Consider the following 22,286-nt stretch of genomic DNA (forward strand, 5'->3'; position numbering starts at 1 on the left):
CGAATGCAGCGTTCGCTTCTCCCGAACGTGCCTTGGTGTTCGAAACCATCGGTCCGGTCGAGCGGTTCGTTGCGGCCGCCGAGCAGCTTGGATTCGAGTGGCTGACCGAGGACTATGTCGGCTCAGACCCCGACCCTGTCACCGATGACGATGCGGACCAGGACGACGCGGGAGATGCCGACTCCGCTATGTCTCGCCTCTACCTCACCATGCCGACCGAAAACGGCATGCGCCAGCTGCTTGCCATGTGGCGGCGGTTCGAGTCGAAGCTATCGCCTCGCGAAGACGAAAAGGATTGGTGGAAAATATTCGGCTACCTTTCCAAAATCCGGGTGTGGAATGCTTCTGACAGGGTTGAACCGGCCACCCAGTTCTTCATCCACCGCCGTCTCGCGAAGGATCCGCAGGCGCCGGTGCGGCTTGAACTCGATCTGTGGTTCCACGAGAACGAGGAACTCCGCAAGAATGCGAAGCAGGCGCTCGAGGGCATTCTTTCAGCGGTGGGTGGCCGGATTGTCGATTTCGTGACGATCGAGCCCATCCGGTACCAAGTGGCACTGATTGAGGTCCCGGCCCAACAGGCTAGCGCGATTAGTTCCCGCACCGGGCGCTTGGCCAATGCCGACCCGATCATGTCGATCCGTCCCCAGTCGCTATACGCCACCAGGCCCCTCTCCGAGCCGGATTCTGCGGTGACTAGCCTGCGTGAGGGCACAAATGACGGACTGCGTCCCGCGGTGGCCGCGATCCTGGATGGATACCCAATGCAGAACCACCGCCTTCTGGATGGGCGGGTGGATGTCATCGAGGTTGACGTGTCGAGCGCCTGGGTTCCCGTCGCTCGGCGATATCATGGTACTGCGATTGCTTCCCTGATCATCCACGGCGATCTAGCAAATGGAGAGGCGCCACTGACGAGAAGCCTCAAGGCGGTTCCCGTCCTGGCCGCACCCCAGCATCTCAATGACGAGCGTACGCACCAGGACCTTCTTCCTATCGGCATCATCTATCGGGCGGTCTTTGCCCTGAAGGACGAGCACCAGCAGGCTGGGCCGGCGGGGCCCGATGTCCTGATCATCAATCACTCGATCTGTGACGCAGAAGGGCCTTTCGTGCGTCGGCCAACTCCCTGGGCGCGACTGCTTGACTGGCTATCGCACAAATACGGCATCCTGTTCGTCGTCAGCGCCGGAAATATAACAGCACGGTTTCCCTCCGGATATCCGGATCAGGCATCGTTCAACGCAGCTTCGCCCCTGGAACGACAGATCGCGCTCATTCGTGCGGTCGAGGCAAGCAAGGGCATTCGCGGTCTGCTCAGCCCTGCCGAGGCCATGAATGTCCTAAGCGTGGGTGCCGTGCATGCGGACGGGGCGGGCGCCTGCCCTTCGGACACTATCGACCCGTTCGCGCCGATTGGCGTTCCAAATCTCGGATCGGCGATCGGCCCCGGGATCAACCGTTCACTCAAGCCGGATATTGTGGACATTGGAGGTCGGCAGGTCGCAAGGGCGGCCGATCACGCCGATGGGCACCTCGTCTGGCCGGACGAGATCGGACACATTGGCCTGGAGACGGCAGCACCCGACCCTTCGGCAGGATCTGTTACGCGTACCCGTCGCTCGACCGGTACGAGCAACGCAGCAGCTCTCGTAACGCGTTCGGGTATCCAGATTGTCGACGCTCTTGAGGAGGTGCTGGCCGAAGACGGGGTCAGCCTGCGGGATTTCAAACGGGCGGCTCTCGCCACGAAAGCATTGCTGGTGCACGGCTCCCAGTGGGGCGATGCCGGTACCTTGCTGGACGCCTCTTATCCACCGCCGGGCACGAAACAATGGCGGCGGCGCAGGGCAACGGTCACGAAATTCCTAGGATACGGCAAGCCGACGGTCGAGCGGGTGATATCAGGTGCGGTCAACCGTGTCACCCTGCTTGCCGATGATGAGATCAGCCACGAGCAGCTTCACGAGTATCGCATTCCAATCCCAACCGGCATGATCCGCTCAAGGGAGATCCGTAGGATCACTATGACGCTCGCATGGCTACCCCCGATCCATCCAACCTCCATCGCCTATCGGGGTGTGATGCTGGACGTCGTCGATCAGGACGGAAAGCGTAAGTTCTGGCGAGGTGTGAAGACGATCATGCAGCCCCATCCGGATGATATAAGGCGCGGAACCGTGGCGCACTTCATCCTTGAGGGGAGCAACAGCACTGCCTTCATGGACTCCAGCGGGCTGTTCATAGGAGTCCAGGCGCGCGCCAACCACCGGAATTTCCAGCAGGCTGCGGTTCCCTATGCACTCGCGGTGACGTTGGAAGTCGGCGCCACCGTGCGGGAGGATATTTACGCCTCCGTTCGCGAGGCCATCCGGCCAAGGCCGCGCGTACGTGCTTGAAAGGGGACCGAATGGAATTCGACAAATCAGATTGCATCGGAGCCAAGCATCCTTTGGAGATCGCCGCCTATCTGGAGGAAATCGGCGATCACGAAGCGGCTTCCCGTTTCCATCAGCTGGGGGCTCGAAGTCAGGCGATCAGCGTTCCCTTCTTCACCAACGACCAATGGGCTAACACTGGCGCGGCGATCGGGTTCATTCCCGAGAATGGATCTTCGGCGGGAGATAGACTGGACATCCTTCACGCAACGTCGATGGCGCCCGATGAAAGGCTCCAAGGCGCGAGTTTGAAAATCACCCTCGATCGGTTCTACGTTCACAACTATCCGGGGTCCGGCCGCCACGAGATACTGTGCGAATTTACGGGGAAGAACCAAGCTGGGAGCAAGTCGGAGGAGATGCGCTTTGCCTTGAAGACCATCGCCACTGACGGCAGCGCAGCCCCGTTGCTAAGCTTGCCCATCTTCGTCGGAGTGAACGTTGGCAACGACGGCCTGAGCTTCGAAGGGCGCACCATCAACGTTCGCAGCGGCGGAACCGACATGCTGGTGGAAGCGCTGGATAACTCTGCTTTCAAGGAAGGGCTATCGCTTCTGACCACCGCGCAGCCCGTGCTCGTGCCCTTCGTTCAGCTCGCCAAGGGCGTTGTTCGTGCGATCGAGAAGCAAGGCAACAACCGGCCTGTCTTTTCATTCGGTCTGGGCTTGGATTTCTCAAAAACGGCCACTTCCGCCAAATTGCGGTTAGGCTCATATGTCGTTGTGCAGACAAATGAGGTCGGCTGGAATTGGAGCGATTTCGTCTTTAGCAGGCAGAGCGGAACTGTCGCTCCCAAGCTCAGCGGCGCTTCCCCCATCGCTCTCAATTACATGATCTTTGGGGTCACACGAGCCGGTCAAGCAGCGCCTTGAGCGTCCAGGGGGGAACATGATTCAATGCAGCAAAATCACCGAGTCGTGTGAGAAGCTGTGCTCGATCATGTCCTATGATGACTCTATTGACGGATTTGGCAAGACGGGTTTGAGCGTCCGAGAATCCGCATCTCTCCTCGGCAGGAAACCCAATTCCATCTCCAAGAGTCGTAAGCTTGACGAGGTGCTGGACTGTCTGGGGGGCATCGCCACGTTGCCGGCTGAGCTGCCTATCCTCGATGTTCACGTCAGCCCGGTTTTCGCACGAGTAGGCCTATCGGCTAAGAAGCCACGCGGCGCGGCAGCCTCGGCAAGTTCGGTGGCGACAAACAGATCGGCTGTAGTTAGGTGCATGGGAATTGCCCCCGATCTTACACGCACACGGACGCAGCCCAGTGCTCCTTGGCAGTACGCGAGCCTTACCAAAAAGCCATATGGCGCTGGCACTGCTGTTTATCACAGGCTTGTTCAGCTTAAGGTCGGTCGATCACTGCGTGATAGCCATGATGTAGACGCCGCAAGGATTCGTCGAATCATTGTCGATCGGACCCCGGTGGCGTTAACGGCTGGTCTGGTCCTTTGTCGACTCGCTCTTGCCAAGCCATTCCACAGCATGAAAGCCGCGGATGATCCTGCAGCCAGAGGATTGGCGTGATGCAGGGCGAACTGTTCGAGCCTCCGACAATGCTTCTCCGAGAAGCTGTGCTCGGTCGCAACGGCGTCGTTCCACTCATTGTCATTGGCTGCGGCCGAAAGAAGCGCCAAGAAGCCGCCCCCGCAGATCAGCTCTATACTTCGGACCGATTCAAAAGTTGCATCAATCTTGTTCGATCGCTCGGCGCGCCGTACGCAATTTTGTCGGGCAAACACGGGATCGTCGCGGGCGAGATGGTTATCGCTCCGTATGATCTCAATCTCCCCGATCTGCCTGAAGCCAATCAACGCGATTGGGCTGAGCAGGTGCTTGATGCGCTTGCTGCTCGTGCCGAAAGCAGGCAGGTGACGCTGCTTGCTGCTAACGAATACAGTATGCCGTTGCTGGAGCTGAACAGGGCCAGGGTCTCTCCGTTGGATATCGTCGCGCCCTGGTTGGGCCTTGAATACTCTGACCACGCCATTTGGCTAGCGGAAGCAAAACGAATGGCGGCAAGGATACAGGACCTGGATCGGCTCTATAATTGGATTGGTGAAGAGCGCATAGCGGACCGTGTGTTCTCGTTCAGGGAACTTTCGTCGAGATCCGTGCCAAAACGCGGGGTCTACATATTCCTGGACGGCGCCGAACGGAACTTCCGAGGCGCTGGTTTCCGAGTGGTGCGGATCGGTACCCACGCAGTTAGCGCTGGCTCGCAGGCTTCCCTGCGGGGTCGATTGCGCAATCACCTGGGACCTTCCAGTCAGATCGGCAACCATCGTGGCTCCATCTTCCGTCTGCACATTGGTAGAGCGATGCTGGAGGCCGGCCCCGGCCATGGCAGCCTTGCGACTTGGGGTGAGGGTCAGGACGCTCGCCCCGAGGTGAAGAGTTTGGAGATTGCGCATGAGCTTGCGGTCTCACGATATCTTCAGGATTTAGAGGTGGTTCTGCTTGAAGTTGATGACAAACCTAGCAAGGAAAGCTTGCGCGCTAAGGTTGAGATGCAGTTGATTGCGCTTTTTAGCGAATCGATGCGGATAATTGATTATCCCGGTCCTGACTGGCTTGGCCTCAAATCTCCTGTAGCACATATCCGCCAATCTGGATTATGGAACATCCGTGGGGTCGGGGGAAAATATGATCCAGCAGCAGCGGGCTCAGTCGCCTCGATATTTCGAGGTCTGAATAATGGTTAGTGACCTTCATGCCGCCATCGCGCGACAGCCGCGTCTCCCGCGATTTTTGTGCCACCTCTACCAAAGGCTGAGACTGCAACGGCTGAACCTGGTGACGGGAGCCGGAATTTCAATCGACGCCAAGGTGCCCGGGTGGCAGGATCTATTGAAAAGGCTTGCGGAGATTCAGGGCGGCCTCCCTGATGATTTAGCAGCACACGTTGCGGCGGGACTCCAACCTGAATATCTCGGACAGATCATCTATCATCGCTTCAGGGGGGCATGTCCTGTCACGGAGCCGGCAGAGCTTAGGTCCGCAACGGTCGAATATGAATGGGGCGACGCTATTCACAAGGCGATCTATGAGAAGGTCCCGCAAACAATCGCCGAGGTCATACAAACGCATCCCTATCTCGCACAGCTGCGTGATCTGTCTCGCAAAGTATCACTGGTAATAAATTTCAACTTCGACGATCTTCTGGCTGATGCGATAGGGGAGCAGGTAAAGCAAAGCGCTTTTGGCAGCGAGTCCGGTAACGCCCTAAGCGTCACTTGGCAACCGCCTCTTACCGATCGAGGGAATCTGACGACAGTTTATCACGTCAATGGAATATTGCCCCGTGTCAGCCTTAAGAAGCGCAGCCCCCAACTGATATTCACGGAAGATTCTTTCGCGGATGCTCGTGCACGTTCCCCCGGTGTCAGTTCCGAGTATCTGTTCCTTCGCTTTGTTCAAAACACAATGCTGTTGATTGGTCATTCGCTTGCCGATAGCTCACTCAAAAATTACCTACGCCTCAACCGGGATAAGAGCCCAGCTAACCATCACTATATGATATACTGGATTAAGGAAGAAGGGGTCCTATCAGAGGCGCGAAGACAGGACATATTCGAGGCCAATCTCGAGCTCTATAACTTGGTAACGATATTTCTCACGTCTGCTGAGATCAGAGATTTTCTCGATATTCTTAATCTTGATGAAAGAGGGTTCAGCGAAACCGTGGAAACGCTTGGAAAGGATCGGCGCTCTCGGTATCACTATTATATAGTGGGGCCTGTCGCCTCCGGGAAATCGACATTGCTCGAGCACTTGCGATGCTTTCAAACACACGAAGAATGGACACGGCCACCTCCTCATGAAATGTATATGGCGTCAAGTAAGATCACTGAAGATCAGCAGAAAATCGTAGATCAATTCATATATTCGGAACTGAAGGAGAAGAATCGCCGTATGCATGCGGCGACGGCGGGGCTTCATTTTATGGATCGTGCCCCTTTGGATCTTTATGCCTTCTCTAAAGGCGATGACGAGAACAAGGTAAAGTCTCATGCATTGCGCGATCTAGTAACTCGCGATCAGCCTCTTCAGAAAGGAGAGATCATTTTTATCGAGGCGGACTCCAAGACGCTAGTGAAGCGAAATATGGCGCGAGGTCGCCCTCCGGAGGAGGCGGGCAAGCAACCCTATTTTGATGCACAGACTATGACCCTCAAAATGATCTACAATCCGTCGTTTGTCCTCTCAACCGATGAGAACAGTCCAGGTGACGTTGCTCGCAAGGTGGCTCGGCACGTTCTATTCGAGGAATATGAACCGACCGAGCTCAACACGATTATCGCCCGCTATGAATGATGCTCGAACGTCCATGCGTATCTATCTGGCAGCGCCACTGTTCAATGACATTGAGCGCAGCTTCAATGAGCGGCTGACAAGCCTTCTTGAGCCTATGGCGCACGTTTTTCTTCCTCAACGCGACGGAAAGCTCATGCGCGATCTAGTCGATGGAGGGATGCCATTGGAGGCTGCGAGGCAATTGGTGTTTGAGGCGGACATCAATGCGATTAGGAGGTGCAATTATATCGTTGCTGTACTGGACGGTCGCACGATTGATGAAGGCGTGGCATTTGAAATTGGCTACGGTCGGGCGCTCAACAAGGTGTGCCTTGGTCTCAAGACCGATGATCGCACATTGCTACCCTCCGGCGACAATCCCATGATTATTGCAGGATGCAAGAAGATTTTTGCTAACACCATCGAACTCGTTGCTTGGTTACGCGGGGGATTTCTCTCGGCACGCGACGCAGGTTGAAGGGGCGGCACGCTACCCGAGTCATGATGGCGGGGTGTTCGTCGATCCGCAAAGAGGCGCATCACGCTGCGGATTCGCTGGAGCGACAGGTCAGCTTTGACGGCGCCACCTGGATTGACCAGCCGCTCGTTGCCGACCGACCGGAGGCCTTGCGCAACTCCGGCTTTGGCGGTGAGGTACGGGAAGCGCAAGTCCGCCGGCGGCAGTGGCTGATCGCGCAAGGCCTCGCGCATGAAGAGCAGAATCGGTCCGTCTACCGCGCCAACATGCTTGCGATGTTGCCAGCGCGAGCTGAACCGTGTTGCCGGGCAGCTGTCGGAGGAACTTGGACTGCCTTGTGTCGAAGCCCGGTCTGGAGAACGAGTAGAGGGTACGCTACGCCGGTCCGTCGAGCTCGCCAGCGGAAAATATGCCGTCGTTGAAAAGTCGCGAATTCACGCTGGTACCATGGCGGCCGGTGCTCGAGCGGCACATCGGCAAGAAGGTGTCCGGGATCGTGAGCGGGGAGGGGATATCATGGACGATAGGTCGGCAGAGGAGCGGGCCCAGCGTGTAGTTCGCCCTCGTCACGAGCACAAGCCGCCGGCCCTGGGATCTAGATATCCGCGTCTGCTTAGGGGGCGGAGACATCGCCTAGCTGTTCAACGCGCTTGCCGTATTTGCGTATTTGCGCCTGTAAGCGGCAATGAAATCGTCATCGCTACAGATGCAGCGGCCGCTGGAATCCTTGGCCTTCGGATCGTGCAAGCGGGAGCCAAGTGGGCGCAGAAGATTCACCCGAGTGCTCGTCGTCGGGCCCACGGGAAAACCCGCGCTGTGTTTGACGAGCTCGGCGGCAAGCATAATCCCGGCAAGCGCTGACTGGAAGGCCATCGGAACCACGGTTCGAACGCGGCGACTTCCATCACTGAGCTGGAACACCAGACCGCCGCAGATAGCCTGCTGATAAAAGGAACGCAGGGGCTGGCCAACAAACGGGGCTAGCGGTTCAAACGGCACAGCCATCGCTGTAGCCACCCGAACTACAAAGTCGTTGGGAACTCCGGCATTGGTCTGCAGGAGCGTTTTCACCTGCTCGTGTGCTTCCGGTATTCCGAGTTCCTCGGCAATCAGCTGGTGCTCGTCCTTGGATTTCCCGGACGGCAGGTACATGCAACAAAGGCAAGCTTGGCCGTCATCGAACCCGTGCCGCGAGATGCCGAGGTCGTGCTCCTGCGTCCAGGCATTCGCGATCCATCGGGGCAGAGCACCTTGGACCGCCAGACGGTCGGCGGCGGTGTCAAGCGCCACACCCACTCGGTCGAAGACCCAGTCGCCGTGGCGCGCAACATATTCTGCCCACGTCAGCGGGTGCGCCTCGACCCCAATGGCCGTCGATCTAAGGGCGGTGGCTGCAAGAACCGCCTTGGACATGCCAATCTCCGCCTGGCCGGCCAATACGTAGCGCTGCAGGTTTGAGAGTTCGATTGCTTCGTGATCGATTACATGCAGACGACCCGTGAGACCGGGTTGTCTCGCTAGCGCCCAAAGCGAGCCATGGCCTATCGCACCGAGCCCAACGAGGTGCGTTTCGCCAAGGTCGACAGGTATGTCGATCGGGCCTGCCTCGCCGGCTTTGGTCTTGTCGTAGCTGTATAACGAGAGGTCGATGGTTTCTTCTAACTCGGCGCGGGTCAGCTGGGCGGCGAAGATGGTTCGAAAGACGTTGGCGGCGCCGAAGCAACTGGCGGCGCCAGCTCCATAGGGCAGCAAACTCGAGCCGGAGCCCACCGGGTCCGTACGCGACAGCTTTGCCGCCCAACCGTCCGATCCCATGAAAAAGGTCGGGCACCGGAGTGGTGGGCGCGTCACCCCTGCAACTACGCAGATGGTGGCAGACTTGCCGGAACGCCGGATGCCAACTTTTGGATTTATCGACTTTGCCAAGCGCTCCAGCGCTTGGGCTTGAAAGCTTGCCGCGCTGCCCAGCGGGAGTATCGCCAGAACTGGATAGAGCCTGGCGAGCAACCTCACCGCAAGATCTAGTGTCGCCTGGCCTTCGGCGCAGGAAGCGGCTTGATCGTCAAAGGCGACGGCCACGACCTGCTTTTCAAGAGCTGCTTTAAAGTCCTCCAGATGAAAATCGGCTAGGACCTGAGATGCCGCCGTGGCGGCGCGGTCGATGAAGTTAGCGAGTGCCATTGTTCAACTCGTTATTGTGATCATTCGCGACAGTGCCGCGGAAGGGAGCGCATTCCAGTTGGCTTTTCCGTCGAGCCGATAGGCGGCGACTCGAGCAAAATCGAAAGGCTCGCGGGCGAAATTCGGCACTACCAGCGACAGACACCCAACCGTGGTAGCAACCGCATAAGCATCGTCGGTCGTCGAATGGTAGGCTCGGCCCGGATGGCTATGGATCTGGGCCAAGAGTTTCAGGCCGCTATTGTAGAGCCAGACATTAAGCCGGTGCAGTTCCTCGGCCGGAACCATCACGCAAACACCATCGCCCGTCCGAATGTGACGCTGCGCCGGGAGCACGGTCTCTGTTACGGCAAAATGCTGGTCTTGCTGAACGCCGACCCAGAGCGCCATCCCCTCATTGCCTTCGCGACCAACCGAGCGCAGATGCGCATGCACAGTCGAGATGCAGTGGCGCGGGAGCGTCACGGTCGTTACATCCATCAAAACGCTCATTCCGGGATGGCGGATGGGGGTACTACCATCGCTCCCACTGAGATTTGGAACTGATACTGTATCTGCTCCACGGGGCCGGTCCCGTACTTGATGATCTTGTCCGGGATAAAGGCCAAACAGCCTTCGCCAGAACCCCGGTGGAGAAGCCATGAGTCACCTGAATGGGCTGGATTGTCGTGGTATTCCCGGACGCCTGCCATGCACAGGAATGGCGTATGTTCCGCACTGTTGGCCTGGAGGAAGTCCGCTAGCGACAGAGCTTTCTGCTGCATGAGGACCGAAATCATATCCGGTGGGGTTCCGGGTAGATGCGGTCGTCTGAGCATACTTAGCAGTAAATCCTTGCGGGCAACCGGCCGGCGGGTAAAGGGGTCGACGAAGACTACCGACGGAGGTCGGAGGTCGTAATTGGAGAAGTCGATCTCGACAGCTGCACCGATTATCTGTGGCCTTATCTTGGGCGGTGCGAAGATGAAGAAGGCAGTAGGGAATCTCGCCTCGATCAGGAAACAACCCTGAGCCCGGTAAGCGCCCGCTTGTGTTTGGAACCAGCCGATCTGCCGATCGAATTTCGCTCGCGAGACCGCAGGGTCCACAGTCTGGATTTCAGGCACCTGCTACACCCGCCTTCAGGCTGAGGAACAGGGTCACAATGTTCGCGCAACCGAAATCGCCAACTTTTTTGTCAACGTCGAGCAGGTTGCCGGCCTCATCCTTGAATTCCCAATTCTCGGCCGGCTGGGCGACGTTCTGCGTGTTCTCAAGGGCTTTGGCACGAACGACGTGAAGCGGCTGGTTGGGATTGGCTTCGACCTGCGTGGGCTGGCCGTTCACCACCACCGTGATCTCGATCTTGCCGCCGTGATCGCCCTTACCCGAATCCTTCGACATTTGTCCTACTCCTGTGGCTTGCCAACCGGCCCCAGGCGCTTGTGCCCACCTGCTAGTGAGACGGCGATCTTCAATCGTCCACTCGGCGCCACGGGCCGCGAGTACGCAAAAGACAGGGGATAAGCTACCGAATCGGTGCTACCTTCTTTTATGCGTGACTTGAGCGGCAAGTAAACGGGCTGAAATTGCGCTTCACAACTATAATCGATTAGAGCAATACGAAAATATTGGCGATACACCTATTTCATGTGCTCTTTCACGCGCCTGCTCCACTGACAGCCCCCGTGCAAGTCCGCCTGCCGGTATGATTTCAGGTTCGATTGGGCGGGCGCTGTGACCGTTTGGCTGCGGCGGCTTCTAGCCGCTGCAATCTTGACGGAGGGTTTATCGAATAGGCAATCACGTGGAGCTTTAGAGCTGGTGATCCGAGCTCGGCCTATTCGAAAGGTGGCTCGGAAGCAGGTCGCCGTGACCAACTCCGGGTACCGGGATAGTCGCGACGAGAAGACGGGACTGTCCGGATTGACGTGAGTGGCTGCACCGAACCGTCGTCCGGGTGTGCCCGAAGAGTGATGTTATCCAGCTAACTTGTTGCGAGTGGAAGAGTAGAGTTAAGCAACTGATAATGCAACATTATCATTCGTTTTGCGCTTCCGACAGGTGCAGCGCTTTTTGCCTATTTTCGTTGCTAAAAGCGCCGTCATGATTCATCCTGCTTGCAATGATTCTGCGCCCCAAATCTCTCTCGCGCCACCCCGGCACGCTTCTTGGCGCGGCAGCCGTTACTCCACCGGTCCCCGTCCCGACCTGGCTGCGCCGGTCCGTCCCGGATGCGCAAGGCCTTGCGGGAAAAGATGTTGACGACGTCGCGTTCGCCGCCGGCGCCGCCATCGGCGCGCTCGATGCTGTGGTCCGCCGGCAGGAGCGGTGGGCCGGCGCCTGGCGGCAGCGGCTGGCAATTTCGGCGGCCGCGGCAACTGCAAAGCAGGCCGGCCGCGTCGAGGATGAAAGCGCGGTGCGCGACGCCGTGTTGCTCACACGACCGGGCGACAATGTCGGTCCCGCCGGCCTTTTCCTTCTTGCTTGGCGGCGGCTGGCATCTCGCCCAGCGGACGATCTGCTGACGGAGAAAAACCTCGCCGCGGTGCTGGAAGATCTCGGTCTCACGCGCGGTGACGAGGTGGTCAGCGATCTGACGGACGATCTCCGACAGCTTGCCGCCAACGCTGGGACGGTCGAAACGCTGGTCGGAGCATTCGCGGCTGCGGAGCGTTACGGCTTCGGGCGCGTTCTCGGAGCTTGGCTTGCCGATGTCTTGCTCGCGCAGCGGCTAGGTTGGACACATGCAGCCCCTTTGTTGGGCGGCGAGGCTACCTTAGTTGTGGGTACGAGCCGGCCGCGTCGACCAGTGACTGCCGTTCTAGCAGCGGGTGCCGAAACGGAGGGCGGGACCAAAAGTCTGCAGGCCGCGCAAGCGCGCGCTGCGCTGCGCGCCATTGATCTTTTCGCCGAACTCGAGCGCCGTGCGGACCGGCTGCTTGCCGTTGCCGAAACTCAGAGCCAAGGCGGCGGGTGCTGTCGTCGAAAAGCTCTTGTCCGACGACGCGATCATTGCCTCAGAAAACATCGCTGGAATGAGCGACCGCGGATTGCGCCGCCTGTTCGACCGGCTGGTCGAGCTCGGTGCCGTGCGCGAGCTGTCCGGTCGTCCCACGTTCCGCATCTACGGGCTGTGACGATCATGGCGGAGGCAGCGCGCAGGCGAGGGGGGAGCCGGTCAGATGACCGTCGATCAGCTGATCAGCTGTTTGACCGGGAACTGGATCACCTGCCGCCGGAGGCCCGCTGGCGCGAATGGATGCATCGCGTCGAGGCAGCGATTTTTGCGGCCAGCGAGCCAGTCAACCGCGAAATGCTCGCCCGGATCGTCGGAAAAAGCTGCAGCATTGATCTCCTCATCGACGACATCCGCGAGGAGCTGCGCGGTCGACCCTATGATCTGGTTTCGGTCGCCGGCGGCTGGAAACATTTGACCCGGCCTGCCTATGCAGACGCCATCCGCGCTGCTGTAGGTGGAAGTGGAAAGACGGCCGACCTTACGCAGTCGGAGGTTTTGGTCTGATGTGCATCGGCTACTTCCAGCCGATCACCCGCGCCGAACTGTCGTCTTTCTTCGGCAAGGAGATCAGTCGCGATTTTATTGGTCATCTGCGCGGTGCCGGCCTGATCGCTTCCGGTCCGCGCAGCCCAACGCCGGGCGCGCCCTACACCTATGTGACGACAAAAGAATTCCTGCTGGAGTTCGGGCTCGACACGCTGCGCGACCTGCCGGATTTCGAGGCGCTCGAGGATGCCGGACTGCTGTCGAAGGAGAAGCTGCTGGCTGGTGACATCATGCCAGACTTTTCCGGCAGCCAGCAGGACGTCGGCGTCGAGATAGAGGAATAGGTTTGTCGGAGGGGGAGGGGATCGATGACTGGGAAGTGGTCGCGATCGGGAATTCCGCATAAGGGCTGGACCTGCGTCAATGTCGAGGATCTCGATGAACCGTCTGAGATCTGCGAAATGTGCGAAACCCAAGAGATCAGATACGTCCATTATATGACTCATCCTGACCATGCCGAAATGCTCGGCGTGGGATGTGTCTGTGCGGAGAAGATGGAGCAGGACTACGAGGCACCGCGAATGCGCGAACGTGCGCTCCGCAGTGCTGCTCACCGCCGACGCAATTGGCTCCTGCGCAAGTGGCGCGTCTCGCACGCTGGCAACAGCTATTTGAATACCGACGGGCTGAACATTTCCATATACCGAAAAGGATGGGACAGTTGGGGCGGCCGGATCCTGGAGCGCTCATCCGGCCGATCCGTGGAGTCTCGAAGGCGCTATGCTACCGAAGCCGCGGCAAAACTCGGCGCATTCGATGGAATGATCTTCTTGAAAACGAAAGGCTGGCCAAAGACATAGAGCTCCTCAGTATTCGGCTAGTGTCACACTAGATCTGAGAATACGTCATCCGGATCGGGTACGAGCGGGGCGAGTCGGATGTTCGCTCGGCGACCTTCCTCGTGGAACCAGAGATCAACTATTTTGGTGTCGTCGCTGGATGGCCGGGGAGACGCGTCCCTGACGCGGAACGTCGTCGGCAAATTCACGGATGTTCCGAACACCAACGCGTGCTGCTTGGGGAGGGATGGCAACCGTTTGAGAACCGCGTCGGAAATAAATGGAGTCATCTGACGGATTTGCGACAGGTCGTCTGGGTTCTGAATGCGGTGAACGACAAAGTTGGAGCACTGAGACAACACGGTTTTTGAAAGCTCACTTGGCCTCTGTGATGCTACCATGAGGAACATACCGTACTTGCGACCCTCCTTGGCTATCCGCTCAAAAACCTTCGCTGCGTCCAACGCATAACGGGAGGGTGTGGAGGCAATATAGCGATGAGCCTCTTCAAGCAGCAAGTGAACTGGGAAACGGTTACGCGGATCGGCTTGCCGCAGCAGCCTAAACGTCATGCGTGCGAGAACCGAGCAGAAAAGCTCGACGACGTCATCCGATACGGCGTTCATATCGACGATCACGACCTGACTGGTCTTAGTCAGGCCACTGCCCTTCGCGGTCAGCCCGAGGATTCGGGCTAGGAATTCGCTCTGACCTTCACCGGCTTGCCCCCCGACTGGCAGTGAGTGGCGCAGAAATTCATACTCCCGACGCTCCTCAAGCGATTTCAGGCGGGTGACCATCTGCGAGCAGTAGTCACGTATCTGGCGGTTGCCGTGTGCCTCCTCGTAAAGGATGGCGAGATCCATTGCCTCTCCTAGTGAGCGGAAATCGAAAGGGATGTTTTCGTAATCCGGCAGCTTCAACTCGTCGATAACAAAGGCATTCCGACGAGAAAGTCGTCTAAACCTTGGGCATCAGCCAGCTGACCGTAGCTAATTGCAATGAAAGGTTGGATGGATTGCAGATTGATTTCACCAGTGTTGAATCGCTGGAGGATGCCAACTATCCGGTCATGCTTGGACGGACTACTGGAATCGTCGCGCACGATCTGCGTGATACATTTGGCAAGGATGTGGTTCTTCACGCCGCCGAGATCGTTGGCACCAGCTTCTGAGAACATCGTTGAAAGGCCAAGCGCCATGCGCAGTATGGGTACCTGCGTGCGTTCGCTGGCCTGGAGCAGCAGTTCCCACTCTGAAAGATCCAAGAACCAATGGGGCAAGCGGAAGCCAGTGGCTGTGCCATCGAGTACGACCCGGTCGATCCCAATACCGCCTGGCTTTGCCAGTGGTTCTAGCGCCTGCCGATACTCGCCGTTGACGTCGAACACCACGAACGTGGCGCCCCGGGCATGATGTTCGTCCGGTTTTTCAAAAAGCGCCTGAAGAATCGAAGCGACTGTGCACGACTTTCCGCTTCCCGTGTTGCCAAGCACTGCGACGTGACCACCGAAGAAATCGTCGAGGCGGACCTTCACCGCATAGTCCTCGAACACCACGGACTGACCGATGCTTAAAACACGAAAGCGGGTGGCTTTCGCCGGCACACAGATTTGCCCGTCAGGTCCGATGCCGGCCTCAACCTCGGTTTTCGTCTCAAATATCCGGTCGAGTTCGCTGTCGAGGGCATACAATGCGTCCGCGTAGAGCGAAGGGAAGACCGAGACACCGAACCGGAATTTTCCATCGCCCGAAGCAGGCAACATGCCGACGGGCACGACATCGAGGAATTTCGCCGATCCTGCTTTGTCGAGGTCGCCTCTCGAGGATGCAGCAACATCACGTTCGCGCAGCCCCACAACCTCAGCGACAACATATTCGGCGTGAGTCGGTATCATCAGGAACGAGCCCAAACGTGCGACGTAGTGCACGTCGTCAAAGCCCACGACCGTGAAGTTGTCGGTTCCCGCGTGCATCTCGACCACGAACCTGTCTGCTGCCACTGACGTGACCTTGCCTACCGCCCGTTTGCGATCGTCGTGACTCATTCGGTATCGCCCTTGTCCGGAGCCAATTCCTTCATCACCTTGCGAACGGCGTCGTCGATACGCTCGCTTGGCCGCTGAGGCATGAACCGATCGACCATCGTGTCGAAATAATGTGCCCTTGTACCCGGCTCCGGACCGTCGCCACCGATTATCCAGATCCGCGGATCACCAAGGGCGCGCAGTTTGGCAATCTCTCCGGGTGCGTCCGGTGATGCAAAGATAATCAACCGAAAGGTCGGTATTGTCAGCGCCTGGTAAATGATGTTGTTCAGGTGCTCATCGCCGAACCCGTAGCCCGAAGTCACAAGCACGCTTTGCTCGCGGACGATGCGCGACTGGAATTCGCGAAAAAGGTCGGCATATGGTGACCCTAGACTCGAGTTCTGCTTTGCGGGCGTGGGAAAGATCATCATCTTGGCGCTGCCGTCGGCCGGCCACTTCTCACGGATTGGGAACAGGCCGTGATCGTCTTCTGTCCAGCTGATCGATCCGTGTAACTTGCACAGGTAGACAAACGCATCGACCGCCGACCATTTGCGGTTTGAAAGATCGAGCTGCTCAGCCAAGGCGTAGCGAAATGTGGAGGGATTGAAACGGCGCTCTATGATGCCGGAGAAACCGTTGGCATAGGGAATGCCGAGGCGGTCCATCGCCGTTTCATTGAACAGATCATAATTCGTAGTGAACACCCATGGCCGGGGTAGGCTTCGGTCGCGCAACACTAATTTTCGGTAGAACTTCTCATAGAGGTCGCGGACAGCTGTATCTCCCTTCGCGAAAGCACCGTCAGTGCACCGTTCCCAGAGGAATGCCTGGACCTTGTTGATTACCTCCGTCAGCTCCTTGGCTCGCGCCCAATGGGATGATTTCGCGCTGCGTTGGGAGACGAAACGAAGACTGTGCAATACCTCCATCAAGCGCTCAAGGTTGCGAGCGTACTCATCTTCCAGTTCGACGCCCGCCTCTTGGAGAATGGCTACTTCTTCTTTGGTTAGAAGCCAGTCAGGTGGCTCTACAGGGGGCACGTCGGCGCTGCCTTCGCCCAACAGATCCTCGTCTTCCGCAGCCTGCTGTGCGGCTGCCAACGCTTGGGTGGTAGTGTTGCAAAATATCTCAGCGAGGGGCTGCATGGTTGAGATGCCTCGCTCCTCTCCGTCGACACGCAACGAGGAGCAGCCAGCGCCCAACAGGAACGCAACGTTGCGCGCGTTCAGGGCATCGGCGATGCCCTTTTGAACTGTCTCGACTCCTTGGGACCAATCTATGTTGGCAGGTGTCGAATCGCCGTTGCGGACAATCTGGAATTGGCGCCGCGGCGCCACATCCTCGTCAGCCATCCCTCTTCTTCCCCCATATATGCGAGCACCAAGAATATGCCGCAGTAGTGGCCCACCGTTCAAATTAAAGCAAAGATGATTTGTAACGACTGGCAGGTCAGCACCTGCAAACTACGCTGCTTTGAAGCGATCAGCTGCTGAAAGCCCTCGCGTGAGCGGCTCCGCTTCGGGCCAACGATAGATGTCCCCGCGCAGAAACCGAAGTTCGTCACATCAGACCATCCTCAGCCTCCGGTGCAACATTAGGCTGTTTCCGCGCAGGCCGAGCCGGAGCAACGCGTCGCGGTGTTTTCCTATAGCCGGAATCAAGGTCGAACAGATCGAACTGTCCAGAAAGCGTGTTTATCAAATTGTAAGGCAAGGAGAGTAACAACCAATTCCGACAGGGTAAGATGGCATCATCGACCGTTCTCCATGCAGTTAGGGCGACTCGGGCCCAGCCTTGCAATTGCTATTTTGCATTTATCCGCTGTCTGCTGCGGGGGCGCGATCGACGGTCGATGAGTATGGTTCCGTCCGGACCAGGCGAAACGTTCCGCTCTTTCCGACCCTCGTACGATTGCAACCTGCCGGCTATAATTTCGAAGATCTCAGCTGTCCGACGGCTGCGTTCTTGCTCACTGTCGGGGCGTTCTAGGATGGCAGCAAAGACTTTCTGGTCAAGGCCGAAGTAAACACCGTCTTCAATTTCGCGACCAACATATCCGTCAACAACTTCTGCCTGCAGATCCGTCGTAGGTTCGTCCAGGAAGAAGGAGTATGCCTTGGCAAGCGCATCTAGCACATCGAAGTTGACAGCGCTGCCTTCTCCATTACCGGGAGGGTCGGACACGAACCCCTCGGTACCAGCGCTCCTGAGCATGAAGAAACTTGCACACCGGGTCTTTGGCGCCTTGCCATTGACCGAATGAAGGGCGGACACTTGCACGAGCGCCTTGCTCACAGCACTTGCCGTCGGCCGCCGAATCCGGCCCTTGCTTTCGAAGACATGACTCTCGGTGCGGCGTATGCCGATGAAATCGGGACGGCTCTTTGCGGCTGGCGGGGACGCGCCCGTCTTCGGGGCAAGCGGAGTAGCCGGTGAAGTCCACGAGCAACTCGACAGCCCACCCACATGGACGAGATATTCAATCTTCATCCTGTCCTGCGCGTACCAGTGGGTGAATGCCTCGCCGAGCAGGAAGGAAACACCGACCTTCTCCGACTGCTCGAGATTGCGGAAGTAAAGCGTCGTGTTTAGCGCATTGTCGAGATAGCCAGTCGCCATCGCGACCAGCATTCGTTCCCTCCACCTACCCACGACGCGCACGGCCGCCCTTCGGCTCGGATACCCCACCGTCAGCAGTGACCGGATAATGTCCGCATGCGTTGCGGTCAGTGCGACGGTTCCGTTCAGCTTCTTGAAACGTCCCGAGAAATTCACCGACGTAACGTTCCCGGCCATCGTCAGGCACCTCCTCGAAGGGAGAGGCCAATAGACTGCAGAGCTGCTATCAGGTCTGGGTGCCGCACGAGATTTATTGCTGGCGACGCGTCCAGCTTTCCCTCAATGGCTCTATCGTAAACGGCCACACACTCGGCGGACGTGAGACGGGATGCATAGAGCAGGCCGTCAATCGCGAAGGCGCCATGAATCGCCGCGCTGAGTTGTCGCCCCTGCCGGTGCTTCTTGGCTCGAGCGGCGTCAGTGCTGACTCCCAACCTGAGGAGGCCCGTGGTCCGCAGATCGAGTACCGTAAGCGGAGAAGTCGCCGTAATCTCCGCTACGGCCCACTCTTCGATCTCGCTTTGATCAAGGACACGCTTCGTCCTGCCCTCGAACCTGTCCCGGACGATGGTCTCGGCAATTGCCGTTGCAAGGTCGCGGGCGATGTAGACGAGTTGAAACGTCCAATCCGGACTTGAGAAGCGTGTGTGTCCAAAACCCATCCCCAGCGGCGTCGCCATATGCGCGGCGCGCATCACGCGTAGGTATGAACGCGGCTGAAATTCGAGAGCGAGGTCCGCGACTGTCTTGGGATCAAGCTTCACGATCAGCTGAAGTCACGTTCGGCGGCCGCAACAACCTCGTTCACCCGTCCAGCCTTGAGAAGGTCGAGGGGAGCGCCCCCGATGCTGGGCTTCGGCTGAATAAGCCATTGCCAGGCCGCGCGAGAATTACGGATGATGCTGGTGACTTCAGACATCCCCTTGACCGGCCGGCCGTCCACAAACTGTGCCAAGGGAAAGACATGCTTTCGTTCACCTTTCAGCAAGCCGATGACGGCTCCCCGTTTCTGCCAATCATGGAGTGTGGATCTTCTTGTTCCAAAGGCCTTCTCAATATCGCTCGGCCCTGCAACCGGCCCGGCCCAGTCTTCAAGGCGAACCGCTGTTACATATTCCGCGACCCTTCGCCGACCTTCCTCAAGATCTACTACGTTGCCGAGTCCCGCGCCGTGGCTGACCTCAACAGGCCTTTCAATGTCGAGCTTAATCAGTCTGCTGTCGCCTCGACCAGCGAGATCCGCGACCACTGTTTCCATTGCCTGGGCAAGATCCTTTTCATGGACCAGAATCTGACGCTGGTTCTCCTCCGAAAGCCGGACGGCTGCCGCAGTGACCGCAGCTACCATTTTGCTCTTGCCCTTTAGCGCCGATCGGGAGATTCCTGGATTGTGCCGTGCTAACACGTCAAGAATGTCGGCGACGGCCGCGCTACTCACATTAACGTGCACGCCTGTTCCAGATTTTCGAACTGTTGCGACCATGGCGGCCTCCATTTCTAAATGACATAGACATAGTCCGGATCGTCCGAATTGTCCAGATCGTATGGAGGCGGCTTGTCTTCTGGCTGTCGCAAGAGCCGCTCTGCATTCGCGAAAGGATGGGAGGAGCGCTATGTTGTTTAGGTGCGCACTCCGAGACATCAGAAAGGTCCTCGATGTCCTTTCACTGCCCTTGCGGCGCGGCAGGCGCAGATCGATTTTGCTGCCCAGCGCGCCCTGCGTGAGGCCGGTCTGCTTGCGTCCGCGGCACAGTATAGGGCGCCGAAAGCTTTTCGTTGCGGGCGTCTGGTCGGTCATGGCGAGCTTCCAGAGAGACTGCCGGCTTACCCGCGTGATGTGTGGCGCGGGTATCGTGACAAATCCACCTCTAGCGGTCATCGCTGATTAATACACATCGCCGCACATTGACAATGTCAGAAAAAAATATCAACATCTCTGACATTGGGGAGATTCTAGTGAGTGACGGTCCGCATAAAAGCCTGCCACTGCGTCCTAAATATCGGCGTGTCGCTGAATGGGCGTACAAGCCGGCATTTTCTATCTCCGAGGTCTGCGAAGCGACCGAATCCGCGCTAGTTCAGGACGCCAATATGGAAGTGCGCGGTGTGATCAGGCAGCTGATTGACATTGTTGACGGTGGCGATCTTTTCAGCAGGCAGCCGGATGAATTGCAGCGTCAGCTGCAGGAGCTGCGCGATGATCCGACGGTGCATCCACTGGCCGCAAACGCGATCGAGTGCACCCAAATGGCCGTCCAGCAAGGCTTGCAAGGACGTGATGCGGTCCAGGACGGGATTGTCACGGCCTTGAGCGAGCGTCTGCATGCGAACGCGCGAACTACTGAGGAGCACTACCTCGTCGAGCGCGGGCCAGGCGCAAGCCGCACTATCCGCAATCGCATGGGCGAAGTCAGCGCTAGAATGAACGAGAACGGCTCGTTCGCCCGTATCGCTCGTTCGCTTTTCGGTGACAGCACGGTCGCCATCACGAGAACTCCCGCCGCGCGCAACGGTCTTGACGATGGGGTTTCCCTATGAAGGTTCTTCAAGGGGAATGCCCCGCACTCAAGGTTGCCGTTATTGAGGCCGGCGGGAAAGCCAAGGAAAGTTGGCAACCGGTCGAGATTGGCAAATTCATCATTTTCAACATGAAGGATTTGGACGACTACCGTACGAAGAATTGGGACACTCGTATCTTCGACACTTTGGTCCTGAGCGCTGCAGTTGAATATTGCGACAAGACGTGCAAGCGCTCGGCATGGGGCTGGATGCGGAAGTTCGATTTAGCTGTCCCTGTCCATGATTTGGCTCGCTGGCAAGAACCCGAGGTCATCGCGGCGCTCGTTTCCGTTTTGAAATTTCTAACTGGCGATGAGTGGAGCCTCTCTTTCTACCAGCGCCAGCGGGCGCCCGAGGAAGACGTCGGTCAGCAGAGTCGTCTGGAATTTGGTGATGCCACGCGCATAGTGACGCCGTTCAGCGATGGTTTGGATTCGCGGGCGGTGAGCGCTTTGCTTTCGGCAGGAGGGCGCCCGGATCGGTTGATCCGTATCAGGGTGGGCTCGAAAAAAGATGATCGCCCCTGTCGCGACGCTCGAAAGCTTCCATTCCTGAACATTCCCTTCAGGGTCAAACCTGGACCAGACGGCTTCAACGAGTCCTCCGCTCGGAGCCGCGGCTTCAAATTTACTCTTTTGAGCGCGATCGCAGCCTATCTGCTCGGAACTCATGACATCGTCATGCCGGAAAGCGGTCAGGGCGCGCTCGGGCCTTCGCTGGTACAAACCAGTCATGGCTACGAGGACTACAGAAACCACCCACGCTTTCTCACTAAGATGGAGCGTTTGTTCGCTGCGCTTTTTGACTACAGTGTCGCCTATCGGCTTCCGCACTTGTGGAAAACGAAGGGCGAGACGCTTCGCGAGTTCGCGGCTCTTCCCATCGAGCCGAAGGAGTGGATCGAGACGCGATCGTGCTGGCAGCAAAACCGTAATTCCTCCGTAGATCACAAGTGGCGCCACTGCGGCATCTGCGCTGCCTGTATGCTTCGCAGGCTCAGCTTTCATGCGGCCGGTGTTGACGAGCCAAAAGAGAATTACATCTGGGAGGACTTGTCAGTCCCCAAGTTTGCTCGGGGAGCTGCCAAGGATTTTAACAAAATAACGGGGGCAATGGAGCAGTATGCCATCGCCGGCGCACTGCACCTTGATCATTTGGCTGATTTGGGCTCTTCACCCGCCTATCGGAAACGCATGAGCCGTCACGCGTGGCAATTGTCCGAAGTACTGGACATGTCGCATGCGGATGCGGAAGGCCAGCTCTTGGGCCTGCTTGAACGGCATGAACTTGAATGGAAGGCATTCATGAAAGATCTCGGACCCAAATCGTTCGTCGCTCGGTGGTTGGCCTGACAGCG

The 22,286-nt window shown here is 58.0% G+C and carries 18 protein-coding genes and 3 pseudogenes; 11 read left to right on the plus strand and 10 right to left on the minus strand.

The genetic code is table 11. From position 1 onward, the window contains the following. Nucleotides 1-35 precede the first annotated feature (35 nt). The 6 genes and pseudogenes from Amn_RS06290 to Amn_RS06315 all read left to right on the plus strand — a co-directional run bounded on the left by Amn_RS06290 (nucleotide 36) and on the right by Amn_RS06315 (nucleotide 7,768). Entirely contained in the window at nucleotides 36-2,399 is a 2,364-nt protein-coding gene (locus tag Amn_RS06290) for a S8 family peptidase (RefSeq protein WP_244730944.1), read from the plus strand. 11 nt (nucleotides 2,400-2,410) lie between these two features. Beyond that, nucleotides 2,411-3,310 (plus strand): hypothetical protein, encoded by a 900-nt coding sequence (locus tag Amn_RS06295; protein WP_286295202.1) that lies wholly within the window; start codon nucleotides 2,411-2,413, stop codon nucleotides 3,308-3,310. Nucleotides 3,311-3,964: 654 nt separating this feature from the next. Then, nucleotides 3,965-5,143: a GIY-YIG domain-containing protein gene (locus Amn_RS06300; protein ID WP_202324014.1), complete on the plus strand. Its 1,179-nt coding sequence runs from the start codon at nucleotides 3,965-3,967 to the stop codon at nucleotides 5,141-5,143. After that, a complete protein-coding gene (locus Amn_RS06305) occupies nucleotides 5,136-6,755 on the plus strand; it encodes an SIR2 family protein (protein WP_286295205.1) in 1,620 nt (539 codons plus the stop codon). Before Amn_RS06300 ends, Amn_RS06305 begins: the two co-directional genes overlap by 8 nt. Nucleotides 6,756-6,768: 13 nt before the next feature. After that, nucleotides 6,769-7,212, plus strand: coding sequence for a nucleoside 2-deoxyribosyltransferase (locus tag Amn_RS06310; RefSeq protein ID WP_202324009.1), 444 nt, complete (start codon nucleotides 6,769-6,771; stop codon nucleotides 7,210-7,212). A 26-nt stretch (nucleotides 7,213-7,238) separates the two neighbouring features. Then, nucleotides 7,239-7,768 (plus strand): annotated as a pseudogene (locus Amn_RS06315) (DUF3363 domain-containing protein). A gap of 77 nt (nucleotides 7,769-7,845) precedes the next feature. Here Amn_RS06315 and Amn_RS06320 read toward each other — a convergent pair. Genes Amn_RS06320 through Amn_RS06335 form a run of 4 tightly spaced genes read right to left on the minus strand, consistent with a single transcriptional unit; the run spans nucleotide 7,846 to nucleotide 10,776 of the window. Beyond that, the gene (locus tag Amn_RS06320) at nucleotides 7,846-9,393 is read right to left on the minus strand and encodes an E2 ligase fold family C protein (protein ID WP_286295207.1); all 1,548 of its coding nucleotides are present in this window, start codon (nucleotides 9,391-9,393) and stop codon (nucleotides 7,846-7,848) included. Nucleotides 9,394-9,396: 3 nt separating this feature from the next. Continuing rightward, complete coding sequence (locus Amn_RS06325) at nucleotides 9,397-9,873, minus strand: Mov34/MPN/PAD-1 family protein (protein WP_244420607.1); 477 nt, start codon at nucleotides 9,871-9,873, stop codon at nucleotides 9,397-9,399. 8 nt (nucleotides 9,874-9,881) lie between these two features. Continuing rightward, nucleotides 9,882-10,499 (minus strand): putative metal-binding protein, encoded by a 618-nt coding sequence (locus tag Amn_RS06330; protein ID WP_286295208.1) that lies wholly within the window; start codon nucleotides 10,497-10,499, stop codon nucleotides 9,882-9,884. Then, the gene (locus Amn_RS06335) at nucleotides 10,492-10,776 is read right to left on the minus strand and encodes a DUF2604 domain-containing protein (RefSeq protein ID WP_286295209.1); all 285 of its coding nucleotides are present in this window, start codon (nucleotides 10,774-10,776) and stop codon (nucleotides 10,492-10,494) included. Before Amn_RS06335 ends, Amn_RS06330 begins: the two co-directional genes overlap by 8 nt. 721 nt (nucleotides 10,777-11,497) lie before the next feature. On the opposite strand from Amn_RS06335, the pseudogene Amn_RS06340 reads away from it, so the two are divergent. The 3 genes and pseudogenes from Amn_RS06340 to Amn_RS06350 all read left to right on the plus strand — a co-directional run bounded on the left by Amn_RS06340 (nucleotide 11,498) and on the right by Amn_RS06350 (nucleotide 13,740). Beyond that, nucleotides 11,498-12,512, plus strand: a pseudogene (locus tag Amn_RS06340) (DUF1403 family protein). A 5-nt stretch (nucleotides 12,513-12,517) separates the two neighbouring features. Continuing rightward, a pseudogene (scpB, locus tag Amn_RS06345) lies at nucleotides 12,518-13,224 on the plus strand (SMC-Scp complex subunit ScpB). 24 nt (nucleotides 13,225-13,248) lie between these two features. Continuing rightward, nucleotides 13,249-13,740, plus strand: coding sequence for a hypothetical protein (locus tag Amn_RS06350; RefSeq protein ID WP_286295210.1), 492 nt, complete (start codon nucleotides 13,249-13,251; stop codon nucleotides 13,738-13,740). Nucleotides 13,741-13,763: 23 nt separating this feature from the next. Here Amn_RS06350 and Amn_RS06355 read toward each other — a convergent pair whose 3' ends face one another. From Amn_RS06355 to Amn_RS06385, 6 genes are all read right to left on the minus strand, one after another. After that, a complete protein-coding gene (locus Amn_RS06355) occupies nucleotides 13,764-14,585 on the minus strand; it encodes an ATP-binding protein (RefSeq protein ID WP_286295211.1) in 822 nt (273 codons plus the stop codon). A gap of 53 nt (nucleotides 14,586-14,638) precedes the next feature. Beyond that, nucleotides 14,639-15,766 (minus strand): helicase HerA domain-containing protein, encoded by a 1,128-nt coding sequence (locus Amn_RS06360; protein WP_286295212.1) that lies wholly within the window; start codon nucleotides 15,764-15,766, stop codon nucleotides 14,639-14,641. Then, nucleotides 15,763-17,103: an SIR2 family protein gene (locus Amn_RS06365; RefSeq protein WP_202323993.1), complete on the minus strand. Its 1,341-nt coding sequence runs from the start codon at nucleotides 17,101-17,103 to the stop codon at nucleotides 15,763-15,765. The genes Amn_RS06360 and Amn_RS06365 overlap by 4 nt, the downstream gene beginning before the upstream one ends. A 451-nt stretch (nucleotides 17,104-17,554) precedes the next feature. Further along, entirely contained in the window at nucleotides 17,555-18,547 is a 993-nt protein-coding gene (locus tag Amn_RS06375) for a hypothetical protein (protein ID WP_202323992.1), read from the minus strand. A gap of 2 nt (nucleotides 18,548-18,549) precedes the next feature. Continuing rightward, nucleotides 18,550-19,134, minus strand: a complete 585-nt coding sequence (locus Amn_RS06380; RefSeq protein WP_202323991.1) for an RES family NAD+ phosphorylase — start codon at nucleotides 19,132-19,134, stop codon at nucleotides 18,550-18,552. Nucleotides 19,135-19,136: 2 nt separating this feature from the next. Beyond that, nucleotides 19,137-19,853: an antitoxin Xre/MbcA/ParS-like domain-containing protein gene (locus tag Amn_RS06385; protein ID WP_202323990.1), complete on the minus strand. Its 717-nt coding sequence runs from the start codon at nucleotides 19,851-19,853 to the stop codon at nucleotides 19,137-19,139. Between the two features lie 428 nt (nucleotides 19,854-20,281). On the opposite strand from Amn_RS06385, the gene Amn_RS06390 reads away from it, so the two are divergent. After that, on the plus strand, nucleotides 20,282-20,908 hold the full coding sequence (locus tag Amn_RS06390) for a hypothetical protein (RefSeq protein ID WP_244749621.1): 627 nt from the start codon (nucleotides 20,282-20,284) through the stop codon (nucleotides 20,906-20,908). Beyond that, nucleotides 20,905-22,281, plus strand: a complete 1,377-nt coding sequence (locus Amn_RS06395; protein ID WP_202323989.1) for a 7-cyano-7-deazaguanine synthase — start codon at nucleotides 20,905-20,907, stop codon at nucleotides 22,279-22,281. The genes Amn_RS06390 and Amn_RS06395 overlap by 4 nt, the downstream gene beginning before the upstream one ends. The last annotated feature ends 5 nt before the right edge of the window (nucleotides 22,282-22,286 follow it).

The sequence above is a fragment of the Aminobacter sp. Y103A genome, assembly GCF_030294925.1.
In the GTDB taxonomy this organism is placed as follows: Bacteria; Pseudomonadota; Alphaproteobacteria; order Rhizobiales; family Rhizobiaceae; genus Aminobacter; species Aminobacter ciceronei.